Source organism: Blastococcus saxobsidens (assembly GCF_002938435.1).
GTDB classification, from domain to species: domain Bacteria; phylum Actinomycetota; class Actinomycetes; order Mycobacteriales; family Geodermatophilaceae; genus Blastococcus; species Blastococcus saxobsidens.
In genome coordinates this window covers 35,359-55,998 of the sequence record NZ_POQT01000015.1, presented here as the reverse complement: position 1 = coordinate 55,998, position 20,640 = coordinate 35,359, and the positions used below count along the sequence as shown (strand labels likewise).

Here is a 20,640-nt window from a genome sequence, read left to right as displayed (position 1 = left end):
TGTCGTCATTCGTCGAGCTGGGCAGCCGGCTCGGTCGCGCGCGATGGCGCCTTCTGTCCCGGCCGCCGCGGCCGCAGCGCCAGCTCCAGCACCCGCTGCAGCGTCACCGCGACGACCAGCAGGAGTAGCGCGATGCCGTACTCGTCGGGCAGCCGCAAGGTGCTGGCCGCCCGCTGGAGCTCGTAGCCGAGCCCCGCGTTCGAGCCGAGCAACTCGGCCAGCACCACGGAGATCATCACGACCGAGACGCCGATGCGGAGACCGGACAGGATCATCGGGCGGGCGGCGCCCGCCTTGATGTGGCGGTCCGTGGCGAGTCGCGAGGCACCGAACGCTACACCCACCTTGAGGTACTTCTCGTCGACGGACCGCAGCCCGCGCAGGGTGTTGTATGCGATAGGGAAGAAGGCCGCCGTCGCCGCGTAGGCGATCTTGGAGCCGATCCCGACGCCCACCCAGAGCAGGAACAAGGGATAGAGCAGCACGACCGGGAACATGTAGCCCCAGGACAGCAGCGGCTCCGATGCCTGCGCTCGCAATGGCGTCCGGCTGAGGAAGAAGCCGAGGCTCACGCCGACCACCGCGGCGAGAAGAAACGCGACGAGCATCTCGAAGACCGTCACGCCCAGCGCCGTCCAGAAGACCTGGGTGGTCACCAGGCCGCCGATCGCGCTGAACACCTCACCGAGGGGGGGCAGGATCAGGAAGGAGATCTCCCCCGGTCCGGTGCCGTACAGCCACGCGCCCACGACGATCAGCAGGAGCAGGAGGCGCAGGGCCCACACGGTGCTCGAGTGCTTCGCCCGTGCCCGGAACGCCCTGGCCCTGAAGGCGGACTCCGTCGTCGCCACGTCGCCTACCGCCCGCCGGCCAGGGGCTGCGGAGCCTTCTTGGCCTGTTGGAGCTGGATGAGGTCGAAGAGCCGGACGCGGATCGCCTGGAACTCCGGTTCGGTCATCATCGACAAGTCACGCGGCCGCGGCGCTTTGACCTCGATCTCCTCGATGATGGTCCCGGGCCGTGCCGACATCACGATGATCCGGTCGGCCCAGAAGATGGCCTCGTCCAGGCTGTGCGTGATGAGTACGACGCTGCGCTGGGTCTGCTCCAGGATGCGGGCCATGTCCGAGCCAAGGGTGCGCCGGGACTGCTCGTCGAGAGCACCGAACGGCTCGTCCATGAGCAGGACGCGCGGTTCCATCGCCAGCGCACGCGCCACGGCCACCCGCTGCTGCATGCCGCCGGACAGCTCCCGCGGCAGCGCGTGGGCGAACTCGCCCAGGCCGACGAAGTCGAGCTTCTCGGCTGCCTTGCCGGCGATCTCGGTCTTGCCCGCTCCCGCAAAGGTCAGACCCATACCGACGTTCTCCAGGATGTTCTTCCACGGGAAGAGGCTGTAGTCCTGGAAGACGAAGGCCGCGTTGTGCGGATTGGGCTGGACGACCTCGTCCCCGCCGAAGAGGACGCGGCCCTGGGTCGGCGGGAGCAGACCTCCCATGCAGTGCAGCACCGTGGACTTGCCGCACCCACTGGGGCCGATGATCGTCACGAACTCGCCCGACGCGACGGTCAGACTGATGTCCTGGCAGGCGACGAGACGCTCGCCCGGCCGGGTCTCGTAGGCGACCTGCAGGCCCTCGACACGCAAGTCGGTCATGACGTCCGCCTTCCTGTGATTCTCTCGTGGCCGCGGGGACCAACCCGGGTGCGGAACTCGTGCCGGGCGACGACGGTCACTGCGTCGCGTCCGGGCGCCAGCTGGTCAGCCGCTTCTCGACGTGGTTCCAGCCCGTGCCGACGAGGATCAGCACGAGCGACACCATGAGGATGAGCGTGAGTGCTCGGTCGGTCTGGAAGTTGTTGCTGTACACGCGGACCAGATAGCCGATGCCCGCCGTGGCCGTGAACAGCTGCGCGATGACCACACCGGTGAAGCCGTTGCGCAATCCGTGCCAGATGGCGGTGAACAGCCCCGGGGAGGCGCCGGGGAGGATCACGTGTCTGAACCGCTTCCACCGGCTGGCCCGGTATGCCTTCGCCACCATCAGGTGCTTCGGCTCGACCAGGTCGACGCCGGCGACGACGTTCACGGTCACGTGGACGAAGGTGAGGATCGATCCGAAGACGATCGCCGACTCCACGCCCAGCCCGAAGAACAGCATGATCACGGGGAGGAACAGCGACTTCGGCGTGCCCAGCAGCATCATGACGATCGGGAAGTACGCAGTGCGCAGCATCGGTTGCAGCCCCAAGATGACGCCGACCAGCATGCCGCCCGCCGTGCCGATGGCGAAGCTGGCACCAACCGCGTAGAGCGTCATGCCCAACGCCTCCAGGACCTGCGGGTCCGAGAGCAGAGGCGGGACTGCCATCACGATCGACGAGGGCTTCGAGGCGAAGCGCTCGTCGATCACGCCCGTCCTGGCGAGCAGCTCCCACAGGACCACCACGCCGACGATGAAGGCGGTGCGCCAGACTCTGGCCTCCGCGCGCGACGTCCCCCGGCGGGTCCGGGTGGAGGCCCCGAGCCGGCCGGCGTACACGGAGGGAACTGCCATCTGTCGCACCGCCTCGTCGTCGTGGTGGGTCGTGGGAGGTGGGATCAGCCCTCGAGGACGTCCTGCCAGTACTCGTAGAACTCACTCGGGTCGGGAGCCTCGGCGCCGGTGGCGAAGGTGACCGCCTCGGCGACTCCTTGGAGTTCCTCCTCGGAGACCTCGCCCGTCGTGGAGAGGAGCGGGACGTCAGCCTCGACGGCCCGTTCTGCCGCCTGCGGGTCCACGTCCCACTCGTTGACGAGCACGTCGATGGCCAGCTGCGGGTCCTCCTGGATCCGCTCGATGGCGTCGTAGTAGCCCTCGAAGAAGACACGCAAGGCCTCGGGGCGCTCCTCGGCCACGTCGTTCATGACGGCGAACGACTCGAAGAGGTTCGGGCCGACGTAGTCGACGGCTGACTCCAGCACGACGCCCTCGCCCCGCTCTTCGAGGCTGAAGGCCGTGGTGCTGCTCCAGGCGAACGCGTCGATGGAGCCCGACGCCAGGGCGGCGCGCAGTGACTCGAGGTTCCCGAGCGGGGTTGCCGTCCACTCGTCCTCGGACCAGCCGAGATCCTCGGCCACCTTGTACGTCGCGTAGTGGCCGCCAGAGCCCTCACCCGAGGTGCCGAACGTACCGCCCTTGAGGTCCTCGAGTTCCGTGGCGCCTGACTCGCTGCTAGCGATGATGTACTGCACCCAGGGGGAGATGGCCGAGCCCATGATCGTGGCGTCGAGGCCCTGCGTGATGTTGGCGGCAGCCCGGTTCCCGTCCATCAGCCCGATGTCGGCTTCACCTGAGGCCATGATCTGGCCGGCCGTCGGTGAGGTGCCGTTGATGACCTCGACCTCGAGGCCGGTGCCCTCCCAGGTGCCGAGCTGCTCGGCGGCCTGGACGCCGATGAACAGCAGCGAGTTGGGCACGACGGTGACGACCTTCAGCGTGCCGAGGTCGCCGCCGTCGGCGCTGTCGGCGCCCCCTCCCCCTCCCCCTCCGCCGCCGCCGTCGTCCGACGAACCGCCACACGCGGTCGCCACCAGGGCGACGAGCGTGAGCGTCGCGACGAGGGCGCCTCGGCCCCCTCGCCGCTGGTTCCGTGCGGGTCCAACGTGCACTCGGATCACTTCCTTCATCGAGGATGTCCTGGGGCCGACGCCCGCGCCGGCAGGTGTGCGTGAGATGGACATCACTATGTATACAACTGGACGCAAGGTCAATAGCCTGGCCCGCACGCAACGGACGAGTCGGGTCGAACAGGCATGGCCTCGGTGCCTGCGGCGGTCCCGTCAGGGTCTGCCGGGACCGCCCGGCGGTGCCGCCCGGATACCGGAGGAGTGCCCCATGAGCAGCGCCACGGAGAACCACCGGGAGATCGTGGTCCCCCGGAACACCGGGTGGTCGACCAGTGTCCCTGCGGGTCGGAGCATCCGGGTGCGCGGCTGGACCATCGTCGACTTCGTCGTCTTCGACGCACACGACCTGCGCCACCGCTTCGACCAGGCGCGCACGAAGACCAACCAGAACACGCTGTTCGTGACGGCGGGCCACGTCCTCTACTCGAAGTCGAACCAGGTGATGATGACGATCACCGAGGACACCTTCGAGGGCACCCACGACATGCAGAAGGGCATGTGCAGCCGGCAGGTGCACGAGCTGGCCTTCCGCAAGGGTCTGATGAAGGAGTCGTTCCTGCGGGACATCTCGTGGGAGGAACTGCCCGACCACGGCTGCTGGGAGAACCTGAGCCGGACGCTCCAGCCGCACGGGATCGCCCCCGAGGACATCCCGAGCCCGCTCAACATCTTCCAGCACATGTCCATCGACGCCGTGTCGGGCCACATGACGAACAGCCGGCTCCGCCCGCCGGACGGCGACGGGGCCTATGTCACCTTCCGCGCCGAGATGGACTGCCTCGTCGCCCTGAGCGCCTGCCCCGACCTCTCGATCGGAGGCCGTGACGTCATGGTGTCGGTGTTCTGACCGGCACCTCCCCGGAGCGGCCGGCCGCCCCGTTCTCCGGGCGCCATACCGCGAGAGCGGAGGGACGCATGCGAGAACCGGTCCGCAGCCGTGCCCTCGTGCCGCCCCTGGTGTTCGTGGTGACGGTGGCCGCCCTCGTCGCCAGTCTCGGCGTCCCCCTGATCCCCACCATCGCCCACGAGTACGGGGTCTCCCCCACGGCTGCACAGTGGGCGCTCACCGTCACGCTGCTCGTGGCCGCGGTGACCACGCCGGGCCTGGGACGGCTGGGAGACGGACCCTGGCGGAAGAAGGCCGTCGTCGGCGTCCTGCTCGTGGTGCTGGCCGGCTGTGTCCTGGCGGCCCTGCCGCTCGGCTTTCCCACACTGCTGGCCGGGCGGGCCCTCCAGGGCCTCGCCATGGGACTGTCCGCCCTCGCGGTGGTGACCGCCCTGGACCACGTGCCGGTGCACCGGGCTCGGTCGGCCGTCGCGATGCTGTCGATCACGACGACGGCCGGAGTCGGGTTCGGTTTTCCGGTGACGGGGCTGCTGACGGACCTCTTCGGGCTGTCTGCGGGTTTCTGGCTGGGGGCGGCGCTGTGCGCCGTCGCGGCGCTCCTGACGATCTGGATCCTGCCTGCGCCGCCCGAAGGACCCGCGCAGCGCTTCGATGTGCTCGGGGCGCTGCTGCTGGGGGCCGGACTGGCCGGCGTCCTCGTCCTGCTCAGCCAGGGGCCGCAGTGGGGGGTGGCCTCCTGGCAGCTGCCGGCGCTGGCGGCCGGCTCCCTGATCGCGCTGGTCGTCTGGGTTCGCCAGGAGCTGCGCACCGCCGTCCCACTGGTCGACGTCCGGCTCCTGCGTCACCGTCCGGTACTCACCGCGGCCGTCACCGGGATCCTGACCGGTATCGGCATGTATCTGCTGTTCTCGATCGTCATCCGGCTGGTGCAGACACCGACCGCAGCGGGATACGGGTTCGGCGCCTCGGTGGTCGTAGCCGGCCTGACCCTGCTGCCGTTCTCCCTGGCCAGCGTCGGTGGCAGCCGATGCGCCGCACTGATCGGCCGCCGGATCGGCCCGCGGGCCGTGCTACCCCTGGGGGCCGTGACGGCCCTTGCCGGCGCGTCCCTGTTCACCGTCGCGCACGACTCTCTCTGGCCGGTGTTCGCGGCGATGGGGCTCACGGGACTCGGGGTCGGCTGCACCTTCGCCGCCCTGCCCGGACTCATCCTGGCCGCGGTACCCCCTCGGAGAGCGGAAGCGCCATGGGGTTCAACCAGGTTCTGCGGATGGCGGGGTTCTCGATGGGAAGCGTACTGAGCGCCGCGGTCCTGCAGCTGTACACACCGTCCGGCGATGCGCTGCCGACCGGACAGGGGTTCGTCGTCGCCGGCGCGACCGGCGCCGCGGTCTGGGTCGCGACCGCCCTGCTCAGCCTCGTGCTGCCGGGCCGACGGGGACGCGGGGCCTCCGTGCGAACCGGACCCGCCTGACTCGGCAGCCCCCATGGCACGTCGAACCCGATCGCGGCGGCTTCCGCGCGCGCCGGACGAGGTGGGCCGACACGACGAGCGGGCGGTCGCAACCCCGTGCCAGGGGTGCGACCGCCCGCCGTGGGCGTTGGGCTCAGCGCTGCGGGCGCAGCAGCTGACCGGAGCCCTTCTCGGCGGTGACGTTGCCGTCCTCCATGATCACGCGACCGCGCAGGATGGTCTTGACCGGACGGCCCTTGGTCTCGAAGTCCTCGCTCGGCATCCAGCCGCACCGGTAGTGGCTGTGCTCGGCCCGGAGCGTCTCTTCGTGGTCCATGTCGAGGACGACCAGGTCGGCGTCGGCACCGACCTGGATGGCGCCCTTCTTGCCGTAGAAGCCGGTCAGCTTGGCAGGGTTCGAGGACGTCATCTCGACGATCCGCTCCATGGTGAGGCGGCCCTTGTTCACCTCGGTCAGCATGAGGCGGAGGTACTGCTCGATCATCGGGCTGCCACCGGGGGCGGTGTACATGTCCGTCCAACCGACCTCCTTCTCCTCCTTGGTGTGTGGGCCATGGTCGCTGCCGATGACGTCGATGGTCCCGTCGACGACCGCACCCCACATCGCGGGGTTGTCCTCCTCGGGCACCCAGAAGCCGAGGGCGTACGGGCCCTTCTTCTCGATGTTGGCCCAGTCGTTGGTCACGAACATCGCGAAGGGGTTGGCCTCGGCCGTGATCGGCCGGCCCTGCGCCTTGGCCTCGCGGACCATTCGAACGCCCTCGCGGGTGGACAGGTGCAGCACGTGCAGCTTGGTGCCCACCGACCGCTGGAACTCGAGGATGGTCGAGATGGCGGTGTTGAGGACGACGCCGTCGCCACCGCGCAGCGCCCGCGCGTAGGAGCGGAAGTCCATGCCCCACTGCTTCTGCGCCCGCTCGACGAACAGCTCGTAGAGGTTGTGGTCGTGCGGATGGATGTAGAGCGGCAGGCCGGTCTCGGCGACCTCCTCGAACACCCGGTAGAGGATCGCGTGGTTGGTCAGCGAGGTGCCGGGCGGGTGCGGGTAGTCGCGGCCGATGTCCTGCATCATCCAGACCTTGAACGCGGTCGCGCCTGCCTCGGCCAGGCCCTTGATGTTCTCCGGGACGACGCCCGAGGCGTTGTGCCCGAAGTCCACGACTGCCTTGGACTGGGCGTTCTCGAGGTGGGCCTTCAGCCGGTCGACGGTGGTCGTCGGCGGGTCGACGTTGGGCATGTCGAAGACCGTGGTCACGCCGCCGGCGGCCGCGGCGATCGTGCCGTTGTAGTAGTCCTCCTTGTGCGTGTAGCCCGGGTCGCGGAAGTGGCAGTGCGTGTCGATCAGGCCGGGGATGACCGGGTTCGTGCCTGCATCGATCGTCTTGCGTGCCGCGGCCGGCTCCTCCGGGCCGAGGATGCCGACGATCTTCTCGCCACGAACCGCGATCTGGCCGTTCACGCGGCCGGCCGGTGTGTAGATCTCGGTGGAGCGGACGACGAGGTCGTACTGGTTGTCTGTCACGGTTTCTCCCTAGGCGCGTACGAAGGGACGCCAGCCGGCGTCCACCAGTTCACGAATGCCGGCGCGGCCTTGACTGCGGTCGCCGGCGACCGATCCATCCTGGTCTGTATACGCTTGCATACCCCCCGCGGAGCGTCAAGAAGCTGTTGGGGCCGGAGCCGGCACCCGCTTCAGCGAGCCTACGGCGAAGGACGGCAACGCCAGGCCGGCGCCCACGATCAGCAGCGCGAGTGGGATCGGCACGACGACGATCCCGCCCGCTACGGCCAGCGGCGCGAGGAACATCGCTGACGTGCGCACGGTGCCGTAGGCCGCCATGACTTCCCCCTTCTCCTGTTCCCCCACGGACGTCGCCGCCAGCGCCGGCCCGAGAGTCTGGATGACCCCCGCACCCAGTCCCGACAGGCCGAGCGCAAGGGCGGCGACGGGGACCGAACCGGAGACGTAACCGAGCACCGCGAGGCCGAGGCCCGCGGCGAGCGTCGACAGCACGAACGTGGGAGCGGTCCAGCTCGCCCGCAGCTTGCCGATGACGACCGTGCCGACGACGGACGTCGCATTGGCCACCGACACCAGGGCCCCGATCGTGGTCGACGAGTGGCGAGCCGCCTCCAGGACGACCGGGACGTAGCCGTCCATCAGTCCACGCCACGCGCCCGCGGTGGCGCCGGAGTAACAGGCCGCGTCGACGCCCGGACGGCGCCAGATGGCCCCCTTGGCCTTCGCCTGCCGCTTCGCGAAAGGCGGGTACCGCTCGAGCGCCAGGGAGGGTGCGATCCCCAACCCCGCCAGCGCGATGCCGGTGACGAGCGCAGTCTCGATCCCGGACTCGGCGAGCACGCCGGCGAGGACCGGACCGACCAGTGCGCCGAGGCTGCCCCAGAAGTTGAGCCTCGCCATGCCGCGCAACGAGCTGCTCCGCCCCCGGACCGCATGAGTCTGCCCCGCCGTCCAGAAGCAGGCCCGAGCGAGGGCGAGCAGGACCCAGCCCACCGCCAGCGAAGCCACGGACGGTGATGCCAGCACAACCGCGAAGCAGAGGGCCAGTGCGACCGGCGCGAACGCCAGGAGCACGCTGTCCGGAACGCGGCGCATCACCGCGCCCAACCGCGACCGGGTGACGATCTGGACGAAGGCGGACAGCGCCACGAGGAGTCCGATGATCCCCGCGCCGTGTCCGGCGTCGAGAGCGCGCAACGGAAGGGCGACACTCGACAGGCCGAGCGCCGAGGCGAACAACACGGCCAGGGTCGAGAGCGCCAGCGTGTCACGGTCAGCACGGCGGGCGCGGTGCTCGCCACGCTCGTCGCCTTCCGGCCTCCCCGCCGGCGTCCTGCCGCGCCGGAGCCTCACGGCCGGGCCTCGCTCGCCGGTACCGCGCAGCAGGGCGCAGCCCGGAGACCATCAGGACCGGTGGACGTCGGGCAGGGCACCGGCACTCCTTCGTCGGGCGACACCTGACTGTATACATAGGCGTACATAGGTGACCAGCCCCATGGCCGCACCAGCGTGTTGTGCCCAGGGGCGTGCGTACCGCTCCCGACAAGGCGTCAGCGCCGTGCTGGGTAGGTTCACCCTGCGAGACACCGACGACCATCCCGTCCGGAAGGCGGCGCGGCTTGGCCTGCACACGATGACGGACGAGCCGGGACCACCCCGGGGGGCACTGGCGCTCCTGCGAGATCCGATGTTCGGGGGTTTCCTCGGCGGCAAGGTGGTCTCCACCTGCGGCATGTGGGTGCAGAACATCGCCGCTGCCGTGCTGATGTACGACCTCACCGGATCGAACCTCATGGTCGGTGCCGTCAGCACCGCGCAGTTCGTGCCCATGCTGCTGTTCTCCCTCTGGGCCGGTGCGCTGACCGACCGGATCGACCGCCGTCGGCTCCTCATCGCCGGGCGGGTGATGTCCGGTGTCACGGTGGTGATGCTGGCGACGTTGCTGCTCGTCCGTGGGACGAAGGGCTTCGGCGGCGAGGCCGTGCTCCTGGTGGCGGTCTTCCTCGCCGGTACGGGATGGGCGTTGAGCATGCCGCCGATGCAGGCCATGGTGCCTGCGCTGGTGCCGGCTCGTGATCTCGAGCAGGCGCTCGCGCTCAACGCCGTGGCACCCAGCCTGGGCCGAACGATCGGTCCGGCCCTCGGCGCCGGCCTGCTAGTGCTGGGGGGACCCGCGCTGGCGTTCGCGGTCGCAGGACCGGCGCACCTGGCATTCGCCGTCATCCTGTTGGCCATCAAGCCACGGGCGGCGGCCAGACCCAGCGCCCGGGTCCGCATCCTCGGTGGGTTCAGGTACCTGAGGGCCGACCGCAAGGCGGCCATGCTCATGCTCGGCGGAGCCGCGGTGTCCTTCGGCGCCGACCCGGTGCTGACGCTGACTCCGGCGCTCGCAGCCGGGTTGGGGGGCGGCGACGAGACGGTGGGACTGTTCGCCACCGCCTTCGGTGTCGGCGCCGTGATCGCCGTCGTCGCCCTGCGACCGCTCCGGAAGGTGGTGACGCTCCGACCGCTGGGCGTCTACGGCTTCTGGGTTCTGGCCGCGGGCCTGGTCGTGGTCGCCCTGAGTCCTGCGGTCGGCTCGGCCACTGCAGGTTTCGTGGTGGCCGGCACGGGCTTCATCCTGGCCACCGTCGTCCTGACCACGCGCATCCAGCGCCGGGTGCCCGACGAATTGCGCGGCCGGGTGATGGCCCTGTGGGGGCTGGCCTTCCTGGGCACCCGGCCGGCCGCCGCTCTGCTCGACGGGCTGATCGCGGATGCCGTGAACGTGCAAGCCGCCGTCCTCACCGCGGCGGTGATCACGCTGATCTCCTCGTTGCTGGCCCGGGTCAGCTACGTGGAGCGCTGATCGGACGCGCGCCGCTGCCGCTGCGCGGCCACGAGGGCGGGCCGCTCCCGCAGCATCATCCGGCGGGCGATGACGCAGATCACCGCGGCGACCAGCGACAGCGCAGCCAGGGCGGACCAGGCGACCGTGTAGGACGTCGCGGCGACCGTGGCGCCGAAGGACAGCGGTCCGAGAGCGGCGCCCAGTCCCATTCCGCCCTGGGTGATCGACGTGGCTCGAGCGGCCATGCCGGGATGCATCCGGGCGACCGCATAGGTCGCCAGGCCGGCCCATGCCCACCCGGAGCAGTAGGCGACGAGCACCGCGACGCCGATGAGGGCTCCGCTGTCGGTGGCCAGCAGGGCGTACGCGGCGCTGCCCACCGCCAGCTGAACCGCCACCACCAGCAGCCACCGGGCACGGACACGGTCGGCGAGCCAGCCGACCAGCACGCGCACCAGGATCCCCGCGCCGCTCGCACCCGCGATGAGCAGACCGGCCGCACCAGGAGCGATCCCGGCGGCGACAGCGGTGGGGACGAAGAACGCGCCCAGGGAGTTTCCCCCCGCTGCGCCCAGCATCAGTGCGAACGAGAGGACCACGAGTGGCGCGCGCCGGAACGGTCCGGCGGCCTCCGAGTGCATGGCCGCCGGGTCGGCCCGGGCGAGACTGCCCCGGGGCACGGTTGCCGCCACCGTCAACCCGAGCAGCGCAGCGAACCCGAACGCCCACCGCCACCCGAGCGGGATCGCGATGAGCGGGATGCCCACCCCGGCCAGGAGCGTCGCCATCGGGATCGCCGCCTGCTTCACGCCGTAGGCAAGGCCCTGGCGGTCCGCCGGCACGGCGTTCGCGATCAGGTCGTTGCTCGCCGGCTGGCCGACACCGTTGGCCCAGCCGGCGGCGAGCAGTGCGGCGATCAGCGCCACGGCACCGTCCGCGGCGACGGCGACGATCCCCATCACGGCGGCGGAGACCAGCGCGGACAGCCGCACGACCAGCACGCTGCCCCACCGTCGCACCATCGCCCCCGCACTCAGGGCGCTCACGGCGGAGGCGGCGAAGAACGACGCGGCGAGGGCACCCAGAACCGCCGGACCGAAGCCCAGATCCGCCTGGATCTGGACGGAGAGCACACCGACCAGGAACACCGGCAGGATGCCGACGGTGGTGACCGTGATCGCTGCTGCTCCGGCAGCACGAGGGCCGGGTGGACGTCGAGCCGGAGCAGCTCCGGAGGATGTCATCCCGCTCTCGTCGGGCGGCGGCCGCCGTAGATGACCTCGTCCAGCTGCTTCCAGTAGACGTCGATCGCCTCGAAGCCGGCCCGCCGCAGTGCGTCGAGCTGGCGCGGGAGCGGACTCATGTGGCGGACGTGGTTCTCGTGACGCCGCTGTTCCTCGGGGCTGCGGTGCGCTGGCTCGACCGCCGTTGCTGGATCGAGCCGGTGGCCGGCTCGCTGCCACGCCGTGCGCACCCCGGGATCATCGGATGTCACCGGATCGAAGTTCAGGAACCAGCCCCCGGGAGTCAGGCGAGCCAGGATCTCCGCGAACAGCGATTCCCTGCGTTCGTCGGGCAGGTGGTGGAGGCACATGGAGCTGATGACGGCGTCCAGCTCGCCGGAGATGTCGGCCGGCCACCGATCGCCGTTCAGATCGAACTCCACGTAGGTGTAGCGGCCGCGGTACGCGCCGAGCGCACGCTCTCCCTCGGCGATCATCTGCGGCGAGTACTCCGCCAGGATCGCCGTCGCTCCGGGGTAGCGGTCCAGCACCGCACGGGCCGCGGCTCCGGTTCCGGCGCCCAGGTCGACGAACGTGAACGTCTCGTCCTCGCCGAACGGCAGCAACTCGGCGACGAGGCGGCGCTGCTGGTCACGACGCCGTTCACGTTCCTCGGCCGTGGACACCCACTGGGACACGGCGCGGTCGGACTTCCAGATCGCCTCGTTCGAATCGACGTCCTCGGGCACGTGTGCACGCTACCGGCGGATGCCTCCACGCCTGCGGGGCGCTGGTCAGGCGCTGCCGAACCGTCGTTGCCGGGCCGCGTACTCCTCGCAGGCCGCCCACAGGTGCCGTCGGTCGAAGTCGGGCCAGAGAGTGTCGAGGAAGACGAACTCGGCGTAAGCGGACTGCCACAGCAGGAAGTTGCTGGTCCGGTTCTCCCCGGAGCTGCGCACGAAGAGGTCGACGTCCTCCATGTCCGGCTCGTCGAGGAAGCGCGCGACGGTGGACTCGTCGACCTTGTCCGGGTTCAGCCGGCCGGCCGCCACCTCACGAGCGATGGCCGCCGCGGCGTCGGCGATCTCGGCCCGGCCGCCGTAGTTCACGCACATGGTCAGCGTGAGCACGTCGTTGTCGCGCGTGAGCTCCTCGGCCACCTCGAGCTCCTTGATCACCGAACGCCACAGCCGCGGACGACGACCGGCCCAGCGCACCCGCACGCCGAGCTCGTGCATCTCGTCGCGCCGCCGGCGGATGACGTCCCGGTTGAAGCCCATGAGGAAGCGCACCTCCTCGGGGCTGCGCCGCCAGTTCTCGGTGGAGAAGGCGTAGGCACTGATCGCGGTGATGCCCAGCTCGATGGCGCCCTCGACGCAGTCGAACAGCGAGGACTCCCCCGCCTCGTGCCCCGCCGTCCTCGGCAGGCCGCGCTGCTTGGCCCACCGGCCGTTGCCGTCCATGACGATCGCGACGTGCCCGGGCACCTTGTCCTTGGGCAGCTGCGGCGGGCGGGCGCCGGACGGGTGCGGGTTGGGCGCCTTGACCTCACGCCTCATGCAGCAGGCTCATCTCCCGGCGGGGTGCCGATTCGGTTCGGTCGACCAGCGGCAGGGAGCGCAGCCCGCGCTCCAGGTGCCACTGCAGCAGTGCGGCGACCAGGCCGCTGCCCTCCCGCCGGTTGATGCCCTGGCTGGCCTCGGCGCGCGCCCAGTCGCCGGTGAGCAGCGCGTCGAGCAGCTCGATGGTGACGGGGCTGGGCATCGCGGAGCCGGTCGGCCGGCAGGCCGGGCAGACGGTGCCGCCGGCGGGCACGGAGAAGTGCCGGTGCGGGCCCGCCTCACCGCAGCGGGCGCACTCCGACAGCGCCGGCTCCCACCCGGCCACGGACATGGCCCGGAGGAGGAACGCGTCGAGGACCAGGCTCGCGGGGTGCGTCTGCTCCCCCAGCGCCCGCAGAGCACCGACGACGAGGAGGAACAGCCGCAGCGACGGCTCCTTCTCCTCCGCGGTCAGGCGGTCGGCGGTCTCCAGCACGGCGGTGCCGGCGGTGTAGGCGGGGTAGTCGGAGACGATCTCCTGCCCGTAGGACCGGATCGACTCCGCCTGGCTGACGATGTCGAGGTTGCGGCCGGTGTAGAGCTGCAGGTCGACGTGGGTGAACGGCTCCAGCCGGGCGCCGAACTTGCTCTTGGTGCGGCGCACGCCCTTCGCGACCGCCCGCACCTTGCCCGTCCGCCGGGTCAGCACGGTGACGATGCGGTCGGCCTCACCCAACTTCTGGGTGCGCAGCACGATGCCCTCGTCCCGGTAGAGGGCCTTCGGGGTGTGCGCGCTCATCAGTAGCCGAGCCGGTTGAGCTTCTTCGGGTCGTCCTGCCACTCCCCCAGCACCGTGACGTGCAGCTCCAGGTGCACCCGGGCGTCGAGCAGCGTCTCCATGCCCGTGCGCGCCTCGCTGCCGATGGCCTTGATGATCGAGCCGCCCTTGCCCAGCAGCATCGGCTTCTGGCTCTGCCGCTCGCAGTGCAGCAGCGCGTGCACCTCGACCAGCTCGCGGCCGGCCCGCTTCGGGTCGGGGCGGCGGTTCATCTCCTCGATGGTCACCGCCAGGGAGTGCGGCACCTCCTGGCGCACCTTCTCCAGCGCGGCCTCGCGGACGAGCTCGGCGAGCTGCCGCTCGACGTCCTCGTCGGTGGTCTGCTCGTGCGGGTACAGCGGCGGCCCCTCGGGCAGCAGCTTGATCAGCAGGTCCTCGAGCAGCTCGACCTGGTCACCGCCCACGGCGCTCACCGGCACCACCTCGGCGGCCTGCACCAATTGGCTGGCCGCGATGAGCTGCTCGGTGATCTGCTTCTTCGAGGCGGCGTCGGTCTTGGTCACGACGACCACGATCGGCGCCTTGACCTCGGCGAGCTGGCGGGCGATGAACTTGTCGCCGGTGCCCACGGGCTGGTCGGCCGGGATGCAGAACACGATGACGTCGACATCGGTGAGCGTGTCGCGAACGATGTCGTTGAGCCGCTTGCCCAGCAGGCTCTTCGGCTTGTGCAGCCCGGGTGTGTCGACGAGGACGATCTGGCCGGCCGGCCGGTGCACCACGCCGCGAATCGCGTGCCGCGTCGTCTGCGGGCGATTGCTGACGATGCCGACCTTCTCGCCGACGAGCGCGTTGGTCAACGTGGTCTTGCCGGCGTTGGGACGGCCCAGAAGGGCTGCGAAGCCGCTGCGGTGCGGCGGCTGGTGCGGGGAGCTCACGAAGTCAGTCTCCCACCGGCTGCCGACGCGGCCGGCAGGATCCTGCGGCGCTGTCGTTCACGCGCCTGCAGCTCTGCACCGGCCCCCGTTTCCTCATCGCCCCGGATCGCCTCGGGGGTCGGCGCCGAATTGCAGGGGCGCGCCCGAACTGCCCTCGCAGCTCGGCGCGCCGGCGACCCCGCAACGCATCAGCCCGGCGGACGCCCGGCGGTCTCATCCCAGCACTCGGGTCAGGGCCGGACCGACGTCCCTGATGGAACGCAAGGGCCGAGCCGTCCCCCCTCCGCGCGCCGCGAGCGCACGCGCGGCGACCTCCGCCTCCTTGCTGGGCACGGGATACAGGACGTGGAGCTGGTCGATCCCTTGGAGAACGGACTCGGGAGGTTCTCCCACCGTCTGCAGACAGTCCGACAGCAGCACGACGATCCGCTGGTCGGCGGACACGGGAAGCAGCTCCTGGCGCGCGGCGTGCAGGCCGGCAGCCAGATCGGTCATCCCGTGCCCCCGCAGGGAGATGAGCTCGAGCACGAGGTCCTCTGCCGCCCGCCGCTGCCCTTGGTGCTGGAGCACCTCCGCCTCGCGGGCGAACGTGAGCACACTCGTGTGCAGGCGCTCGTCCGCCGCCAGCACGACCCCTGCCGCGGCGACGCCTGCGATGGCGAGAGCGAGGCCGCTCATCGAGCCGGACCGGTCGATGGCGAGGCAGACGGCACGACGGTGACCGGACCACGTCCGGGTGACGAGGTCCTCGGCAGTCGGCGGCCAAGCCGCTGACAACCGGTCCAGGGTCCGCTCCAGGTCCAGATCGCCCTCGGCCCCCCGCCTCGGCGTCAACCGGCGGGTTCCGCGGCTCGGCGTCCTGCCGACCCTGGCCATCCGGACGAGGATGCGCGCCGCCAGACGCCGGGCGGCGACGCGCAGTTCGCGGTCGGTGGCCACCGCGAGATCCGCCAGCAGCGCCGCGGCCTCGTCGGCGTCGGCGCTCATCAGACGTGCGAGGGCCGTCTCGTCGAGTTCCCCTACTCCAGGGCTGATCTCCGTGAAGGACGGGTGCGCGGACTCCATCTCCCGCCGGCCCGTCCGCCGGGACGCAGGTCCGGACTCCCCTCCTGCGAAGGCCGGGGAGGAGTCGGCCAGGAAGGGGTCAGGGCCTGCCGGACGGGGCGGCAGGCCCACCACTTTTCCCCGACCGCTCCTCCGCTGTCCGTCATCGAGTTCGACGCTCGAGTGGTCCTCGACTCCTGGATCGGGCGGCGGCCGCCCGCCTGCGATCGTGAGCGCACGGTCCTCGGAGGGCGGCGGCTCCCGGCGCGGCCACTCGGCCTCGAGGATGTCGTCGAGGATGGACTCGGGTGTTCGCTCGAGTCCGTCCATGACGCGGATCCGCCCGGAGAGCGCCGTATGCATGGCATCGCGTGCGGTCTCCCGGGCGTCCGCAGCCGAAAGGCCCTGGCCGCGATCGGCCAGCAGTCCGTCGAGCAGCAGCACGAGGTCGATCGCGCCACGCACCGATGAACCCATTGCCAGGTCCCGGTGGTGCCGCGTGGCGCGGCTCAGCTGGACCGCGAGCGCGACCAACGACGGCTGCTTCCCGGTCACCGCGGTCACGATCGCCCGTTCGGCTGCGGCGTCCTGGTAGCCGAGCACGATGCGACACATCCGATCGGCGATCGCCTGGCTCACCCGGGCGGTGCCGATGGCATCGAACGGGTTCATGGCAGCGATCAGCCGGAACCCGGCCGCGGCTCGCACCGTGCCCAGACGCGGAACCGTGATCGAACCTTCGGTGAGCACGGTGATCAGGACGTTCAGCGTCTCTTCGGGGATCCGGTTGAACTCTTCGAGGTAGAGCAGCCCGGAGCCGCGCATCGCTGTCAGCAGAGGTCCGTCCGAGAAGTTGGACGGAACGTAGCCTTCGGCCAGGACCCCGGCCGGGTCGTACTGACCGATCAGCCGCGCAGGCGTCAGTTCGGCGTTGCCTTCGACGAACACCAGATCCTGGCCCATGTCGGCGGCGATGGAACGCAGCAACGTCGACTTGCCGGTGCCCGGGGGGCCTTCCAGGACGACGTGACGATATGTGCGCAGCGCGACCGCGAGAATCTCCCGTTCACGGCGTAGTCCAACCACGGCGGCCAGTGGCGTTCCCAGGGTCACAGCAAGCCCTCCTGTGTGCCGATTCAGGTTGATTCTGCACGGCGCATGCACCGCCCCGTCACCACGACGCCCTGCACGTACGTCGCGGCGCCGCCGGGGTGGCTGCGATACGAGCCGGGGGTGCGATCCCGGTGGCCTGGGCCGGCTGCTGCCTGCCGCTTCACACGGTGGCTCGCAGGCTTCCGTCCGGGCCCGCGAGGTGCACGGGCGCGGCGGCGGTGAGGTCGCGGACGGCGGCCAGCCCCTCCTGCTCCACCGCATCGGCCGCCGACACGACGACGGCGGCCTCCAGCCCCTCGACCCCGCTGGAGACCGCGGCGGCGACCGCGGCCTGCAGCGCCGACAGCTTCAGCGACAGCAGCGACACACTCGCCGCGACGTAGGTCCGGCCGTCGGTGTCGCGGACCGCCGCGCCCTCGGCGGCGCCGGTGCGGCCGCGCGCCGAGCGGGCCAGGGTGACGAGCTTCGCGTCCTCGGGGTGCAGTTCAGCCACGAGGCGTCAGCCTTCCACGCCGGCCGGGAGCTCGGCGCGGGTGGCCCCGGACGCCTCCTCCTGACCGGGCTCCTCGCCGTCCTCGGACGGCTCGGGCACCCGGCAGACCAGCATCGTGTCGATCCGGTTGCGCCGCCCACCCGTGCTCTCGGCGACCAGCCGCAGACCGCCGACCTCCGCGGCCGCGCCCTCGATCGGCACCCGGCCGAGCTCGCGGGCGAGCAGCCCGCCCACGGTCTCGACGTCGTCGTCCTCGGTGAGCTCCACACCCGGGAACAGCTCCGCCAGGTCCTGCACGGGCAGCCGGGCGATGACCCGCACCGAGCCGTCCGCCAGCTGCTCGATCTCCGGGCGCTGGAATCTGTCGTGCTCGTCGGCTATTTCACCGACGATCTCCTCGAGGATGTCCTCGATGGTCACCAGGCCGGCGAACCCGCCGTACTCGTCGACGACGATCGCGATGTGGATGCGCTGGGCCTGCATGTCCCGCAGCAGCTCGTCGACCGGCTTGGACTCCGGCACGAAGGTCGGCGTCCGCATCAGCTCCTCGACCTTGGGGCCGCGCTGATCACCGGCGTTCTGCGACCGCCGCACGAGGTCCTTGAGGTAGACCACCCCGACGACGTCGTCGACGTTCTCCCCGATCACCGGGATGCGGCTGAACCCGCTGCGCAGCGCCAGGGCCAGCGCCTGCCGCACGGTCTTGTGCCGCTCGATGTAGACGACGTCGGTGCGCGGGACCATGACCTCGCGGGCGATCGTGTCGCCCAGCTCGAACACCGAGTGGATCATGTTCCGCTCGCCGGACTCGACGACGCCGCGCTCCTCGGCCAGGTCGACCAGCTCGCGCAGCTCCACCTCGGAGGAGAACGGGCCGTCGCGGAAGCCCCGACCCGGGGTGATCGCGTTGCCGACGAGGATCAGCAGGGTGGCGACCGGCCCGAGCACCCGGCCCAGCAGCTTGACGACCCCCGCCGTCGCCAGCGCCGTGCCGTAGGCGTGCTGACGGCCCAGCGTGCGCGGGCCGACCCCGACCAGCACGTAGCTGACGACGGTCATGACGCCGGCCGCGGTGAGGAAGGTGCGCCAGCCACCTCCCCACAGGTCGTAGAGCAGGACGGTGAGCAGGACGGCGGCCACCATCTCGCAGGCGATGCGCAGCAGCAGGAGCAGCGAGACGTGCCGGGCGCGCTCGGCGACCACCTCCTCGAGGGCTGCGGCGCGCTTGACCCCCTCGCGGCGCATCTCCTCGACGCGGGCCTTCGAGACGCGCTGGAGAGCGGCGTCCATCGCGCCGAAGACGCCCGCGAGCGGGACCAGGCAGCCGGCGACCACGAGCATGGTGATCGCAGCGGTGCTCATTGCTCGGCTCCGGACTCGTTCCGCTCCTCGCTCGCTGGCACTCGCTGCGATGCTCGCTCGCCCGTCGCGCTCGCGGTGCTCATCGGGAACCGCTCTCCTGACCCGTCGCCGCGCCGGTCACCGGCTCGCGGGGAGCGGCGCGCCAGGCGTCGATGAGCTTCGACTGGAGCGCGAACATCTCCTTCTCCTCGTCGGGCTCCATGTGGTCGTACCCGAGCAGGTGCAGCACCCCGTGAGTGGCCAGCAGGACCAGCTCGTCATCCATGGAGTGACCGGCGGCCCGGGCCTGCCGGACGGCGACCGACGGGCACAGCACGATGTCGCCGAGCAGGGCCGGGCCGGGCTCGGGGTCGTCCGGCCGCCCGGAGTCGAACTCGTCCATGGGGAAGGCCAGCACGTCGGTGGGGCCCTTCTCGCCCATCCACCGCTCGTGCAGGCTGCTCATGTACTCGGTGTCGACGCAGAGCACCGACAGCTCGGCCATCGGGTTGATCTCCATCTCGCCGAGCACGAACCGGCAGACGCCGGCCAGTTCGGCCTCGTCCACGGCGATCTCGGACTCGTTGGACACCTCGACGGGCACGGCGGTCAGCTCCCCTGCCGGCGCGGTCGGGAGGTCCGGACCGGCGCGCCAGCAGCCGATCGGGTCGTGGGGGCCTGCCTGGTGGCGTCCCACCGGTCGTAGGCGTCGACGATCTCGCCGACGAGCCGGTGCCGGACGACGTCGGTGCTGGTCAGGTTGGCGAAGTGCACGTCGTCGATGCCGTCGAGGATCTCGCGGACGATCTTCAGCCCGCTCTGCGCGCCACCGGGCAGGTCGACCTGCGTCACGTCACCGGTGACGACGATCTTCGACCCGAACCCCAGCCGGGTGAGGAACATCTTCATCTGTTCCGCAGTGGTGTTCTGCGCCTCGTCGAGGATGACGAAGGAATCGTTCAGGCTGCGGCCCCGCATGAAGGCCAGGGGGGCCACCTCGATCGTGCCGGACTGCATCAGCCGCGGGATCGACTCGGGGTCGACCATGTCGTGCAGCGCGTCGTACAGCGGCCGCAGGTACGGGTCGATCTTCTCGCTCAGCGTGCCGGGCAGGTAGCCCAGCCGCTCCCCGGCCTCGACGGCCGGCCGGGTCAGGATGATCCGGTTGACCTGCTTGGTGGTGAGCGCCTGCACCGCCTTGGCCATGGCCAGGTAGGTCTTGCCGGTGCCGGCGGGGCCGATGCCGAAGACGACGGTGTGCGCGTCGATGGCGTCGACGTACCGCTTCTGGTTCAGCGTCTTGGGCCGGATGGTGCGGCCCCGGCGGCTGATGATGTCCAGGCTCAGCACGTCGGCCGGCCGCTCGGACCCACCGGCGCGCAGCATCGCGACGACGCGGCGCACCGAGTCCGGCCGCAGCTGCTGGCCGGTCCGGATGAGGGCGATCAGCTCGTCGAAGACGCGGACGGCGAAGGCGTTGTCCGCCGGCTGGCCGGTGACGGCGACCTCGTTGCCGCGCACGTGCACGTCGGCCTCGAGCTCGGTCTCGAGCAGGCGGAGCAGCTCGTCGCCGGAGCCCAGCAGGGCGACCATGGAGATGGACTCGGGAACGGTGATCGTGGCCCGGACGGCCGCCGCGCTCTCGGGGGCGCTGTCCGCAGCGGCGGCCTGCGCCGAGGCCTCACGGGACGTGGGTGCACCCGGCACGGGGACGTTCGGGGAGGTGTCGGGCAAGAACCCTCGACCCTGCCTTCCTGCTACGGCGATGTGCTGTTGCGGCACTGGACGGTCGACTCTACCCGCGCGAGCGCCCCTCAAGCGCCGGT

At 70.9% G+C, this 20,640-nt stretch carries 20 protein-coding genes; 4 read left to right on the top strand and 16 right to left on the bottom strand.

Translation table 11 applies throughout. The annotated features are described in order from the left end of the window. Positions 1–5 precede the first annotated feature (5 nt). From C5507_RS11090 to C5507_RS11075, 4 genes are all read right to left on the bottom strand, one after another. A complete protein-coding gene (locus tag C5507_RS11090; protein WP_104528584.1) occupies positions 6–851 on the bottom strand; it encodes an ABC transporter permease in 846 nt (281 codons plus the stop codon). 5 nt (positions 852–856) lie between these two features. After that, the gene (locus tag C5507_RS11085; protein WP_104528583.1) at positions 857–1,657 is read right to left on the bottom strand and encodes an ABC transporter ATP-binding protein; all 801 of its coding nucleotides are present in this window, start codon (positions 1,655–1,657) and stop codon (positions 857–859) included. Positions 1,658–1,733: 76 nt separating this feature from the next. Next, positions 1,734–2,558 (bottom strand): ABC transporter permease, encoded by an 825-nt coding sequence (locus C5507_RS11080; RefSeq protein WP_104528582.1) that lies wholly within the window; start codon positions 2,556–2,558, stop codon positions 1,734–1,736. A 44-nt stretch (positions 2,559–2,602) separates the two neighbouring features. Beyond that, positions 2,603–3,574 carry an ABC transporter substrate-binding protein gene (locus C5507_RS11075; RefSeq protein ID WP_158657572.1) on the bottom strand — a complete coding sequence of 324 codons (972 nt, stop codon included), beginning with the start codon at positions 3,572–3,574 and terminating at the stop codon, positions 2,603–2,605. 304 nt (positions 3,575–3,878) lie between these two features. Between C5507_RS11075 and C5507_RS22270 the strand changes: the two genes are divergently transcribed. From C5507_RS22270 to C5507_RS11060, 3 genes are all read left to right on the top strand, one after another. Beyond that, positions 3,879–4,517 carry a DUF1989 domain-containing protein gene (locus C5507_RS22270; RefSeq protein ID WP_158657571.1) on the top strand — a complete coding sequence of 213 codons (639 nt, stop codon included), beginning with the start codon at positions 3,879–3,881 and terminating at the stop codon, positions 4,515–4,517. Between the two features lie 68 nt (positions 4,518–4,585). Further along, positions 4,586–5,818, top strand: coding sequence for an MFS transporter (locus tag C5507_RS11065; protein ID WP_104528580.1), 1,233 nt, complete (start codon positions 4,586–4,588; stop codon positions 5,816–5,818). After that, positions 5,803–5,991, top strand: coding sequence for a hypothetical protein (locus C5507_RS11060; RefSeq protein WP_104528579.1), 189 nt, complete (start codon positions 5,803–5,805; stop codon positions 5,989–5,991). Before C5507_RS11065 ends, C5507_RS11060 begins: the two co-directional genes overlap by 16 nt. Before the next feature lie 133 nt (positions 5,992–6,124). On the opposite strand, the gene C5507_RS11055 is transcribed toward C5507_RS11060, so the two are convergent. Continuing rightward, complete coding sequence (locus C5507_RS11055) at positions 6,125–7,513, bottom strand: dihydroorotase (RefSeq protein ID WP_104528578.1); 1,389 nt, start codon at positions 7,511–7,513, stop codon at positions 6,125–6,127. Positions 7,514–7,648: 135 nt separating this feature from the next. After that, positions 7,649–8,752, bottom strand: coding sequence for an MFS transporter (locus tag C5507_RS11050; RefSeq protein ID WP_158657570.1), 1,104 nt, complete (start codon positions 8,750–8,752; stop codon positions 7,649–7,651). A 256-nt stretch (positions 8,753–9,008) separates the two neighbouring features. On the opposite strand from C5507_RS11050, the gene C5507_RS11045 reads away from it, so the two are divergent. After that, positions 9,009–10,361 carry an MFS transporter gene (locus tag C5507_RS11045; RefSeq protein WP_104528576.1) on the top strand — a complete coding sequence of 451 codons (1,353 nt, stop codon included), beginning with the start codon at positions 9,009–9,011 and terminating at the stop codon, positions 10,359–10,361. Here C5507_RS11045 and C5507_RS11040 read toward each other — a convergent pair. The 10 genes from C5507_RS11040 to C5507_RS10995 all read right to left on the bottom strand — a co-directional run bounded on the left by C5507_RS11040 (position 10,346) and on the right by C5507_RS10995 (position 20,548). Then, the gene (locus C5507_RS11040) at positions 10,346–11,491 is read right to left on the bottom strand and encodes an MFS transporter (RefSeq protein WP_249027822.1); all 1,146 of its coding nucleotides are present in this window, start codon (positions 11,489–11,491) and stop codon (positions 10,346–10,348) included. The genes C5507_RS11045 and C5507_RS11040 overlap by 16 nt on opposite strands. 92 nt (positions 11,492–11,583) lie before the next feature. Then, a complete protein-coding gene (locus C5507_RS11035; protein WP_104528574.1) occupies positions 11,584–12,315 on the bottom strand; it encodes a class I SAM-dependent methyltransferase in 732 nt (243 codons plus the stop codon). A 45-nt stretch (positions 12,316–12,360) separates the two neighbouring features. After that, on the bottom strand, positions 12,361–13,125 hold the full coding sequence (locus C5507_RS11030; RefSeq protein WP_104528573.1) for an isoprenyl transferase: 765 nt from the start codon (positions 13,123–13,125) through the stop codon (positions 12,361–12,363). Beyond that, entirely contained in the window at positions 13,115–13,906 is a 792-nt protein-coding gene (gene recO / locus C5507_RS11025) for a DNA repair protein RecO (RefSeq protein WP_104528572.1), read from the bottom strand. The genes C5507_RS11030 and recO overlap by 11 nt, the downstream gene beginning before the upstream one ends. Beyond that, positions 13,906–14,823 (bottom strand): GTPase Era, encoded by a 918-nt coding sequence (era, locus tag C5507_RS11020; RefSeq protein ID WP_104528571.1) that lies wholly within the window; start codon positions 14,821–14,823, stop codon positions 13,906–13,908. The genes recO and era overlap by 1 nt, the downstream gene beginning before the upstream one ends. 213 nt (positions 14,824–15,036) lie before the next feature. After that, on the bottom strand, positions 15,037–16,980 hold the full coding sequence (locus C5507_RS22265; protein WP_242610949.1) for an AAA family ATPase: 1,944 nt from the start codon (positions 16,978–16,980) through the stop codon (positions 15,037–15,039). Between the two features lie 160 nt (positions 16,981–17,140). Next, complete coding sequence (locus C5507_RS11010) at positions 17,141–17,473, bottom strand: cytidine deaminase (RefSeq protein ID WP_104528570.1); 333 nt, start codon at positions 17,471–17,473, stop codon at positions 17,141–17,143. Between the two features lie 6 nt (positions 17,474–17,479). After that, entirely contained in the window at positions 17,480–18,835 is a 1,356-nt protein-coding gene (locus C5507_RS11005; RefSeq protein ID WP_104528569.1) for a hemolysin family protein, read from the bottom strand. Between the two features lie 79 nt (positions 18,836–18,914). Then, positions 18,915–19,418, bottom strand: a complete 504-nt coding sequence (gene ybeY, locus C5507_RS11000; protein WP_104528617.1) for an rRNA maturation RNase YbeY — start codon at positions 19,416–19,418, stop codon at positions 18,915–18,917. Positions 19,419–19,423: 5 nt separating this feature from the next. Continuing rightward, entirely contained in the window at positions 19,424–20,548 is a 1,125-nt protein-coding gene (locus C5507_RS10995) for a PhoH family protein (protein ID WP_242610948.1), read from the bottom strand. Positions 20,549–20,640: the final 92 nt, after the last annotated feature.

What these genes read in the sequence shown, in the direction of transcription:
- C5507_RS11085 (WP_104528583.1), bottom strand. Translation starts at nt 1,657, where the DNA reads ATGACCGACTTGCGTGTCGAGGGCCTGCAGGTCGCCTACGAGACCCGG.
- C5507_RS11030 (WP_104528573.1), bottom strand. Translation starts at nt 13,125, where the DNA reads ATGAGGCGTGAGGTCAAGGCGCCCAACCCGCACCCGTCCGGCGCCCGC.
- C5507_RS11060 (WP_104528579.1), top strand. Translation starts at nt 5,803, where the DNA reads ATGGGAAGCGTACTGAGCGCCGCGGTCCTGCAGCTGTACACACCGTCC.
- C5507_RS11045 (WP_104528576.1), top strand. Translation starts at nt 9,009, where the DNA reads ATGGCCGCACCAGCGTGTTGTGCCCAGGGGCGTGCGTACCGCTCCCGA.
- C5507_RS22270 (WP_158657571.1), top strand. Translation starts at nt 3,879, where the DNA reads ATGAGCAGCGCCACGGAGAACCACCGGGAGATCGTGGTCCCCCGGAAC.
- C5507_RS11080 (WP_104528582.1), bottom strand. Translation starts at nt 2,558, where the DNA reads ATGGCAGTTCCCTCCGTGTACGCCGGCCGGCTCGGGGCCTCCACCCGG.
- C5507_RS11065 (WP_104528580.1), top strand. Translation starts at nt 4,586, where the DNA reads ATGCGAGAACCGGTCCGCAGCCGTGCCCTCGTGCCGCCCCTGGTGTTC.
- recO (WP_104528572.1), bottom strand. Translation starts at nt 13,906, where the DNA reads ATGAGCGCGCACACCCCGAAGGCCCTCTACCGGGACGAGGGCATCGTG.
- C5507_RS11005 (WP_104528569.1), bottom strand. Translation starts at nt 18,835, where the DNA reads ATGAGCACCGCTGCGATCACCATGCTCGTGGTCGCCGGCTGCCTGGTC.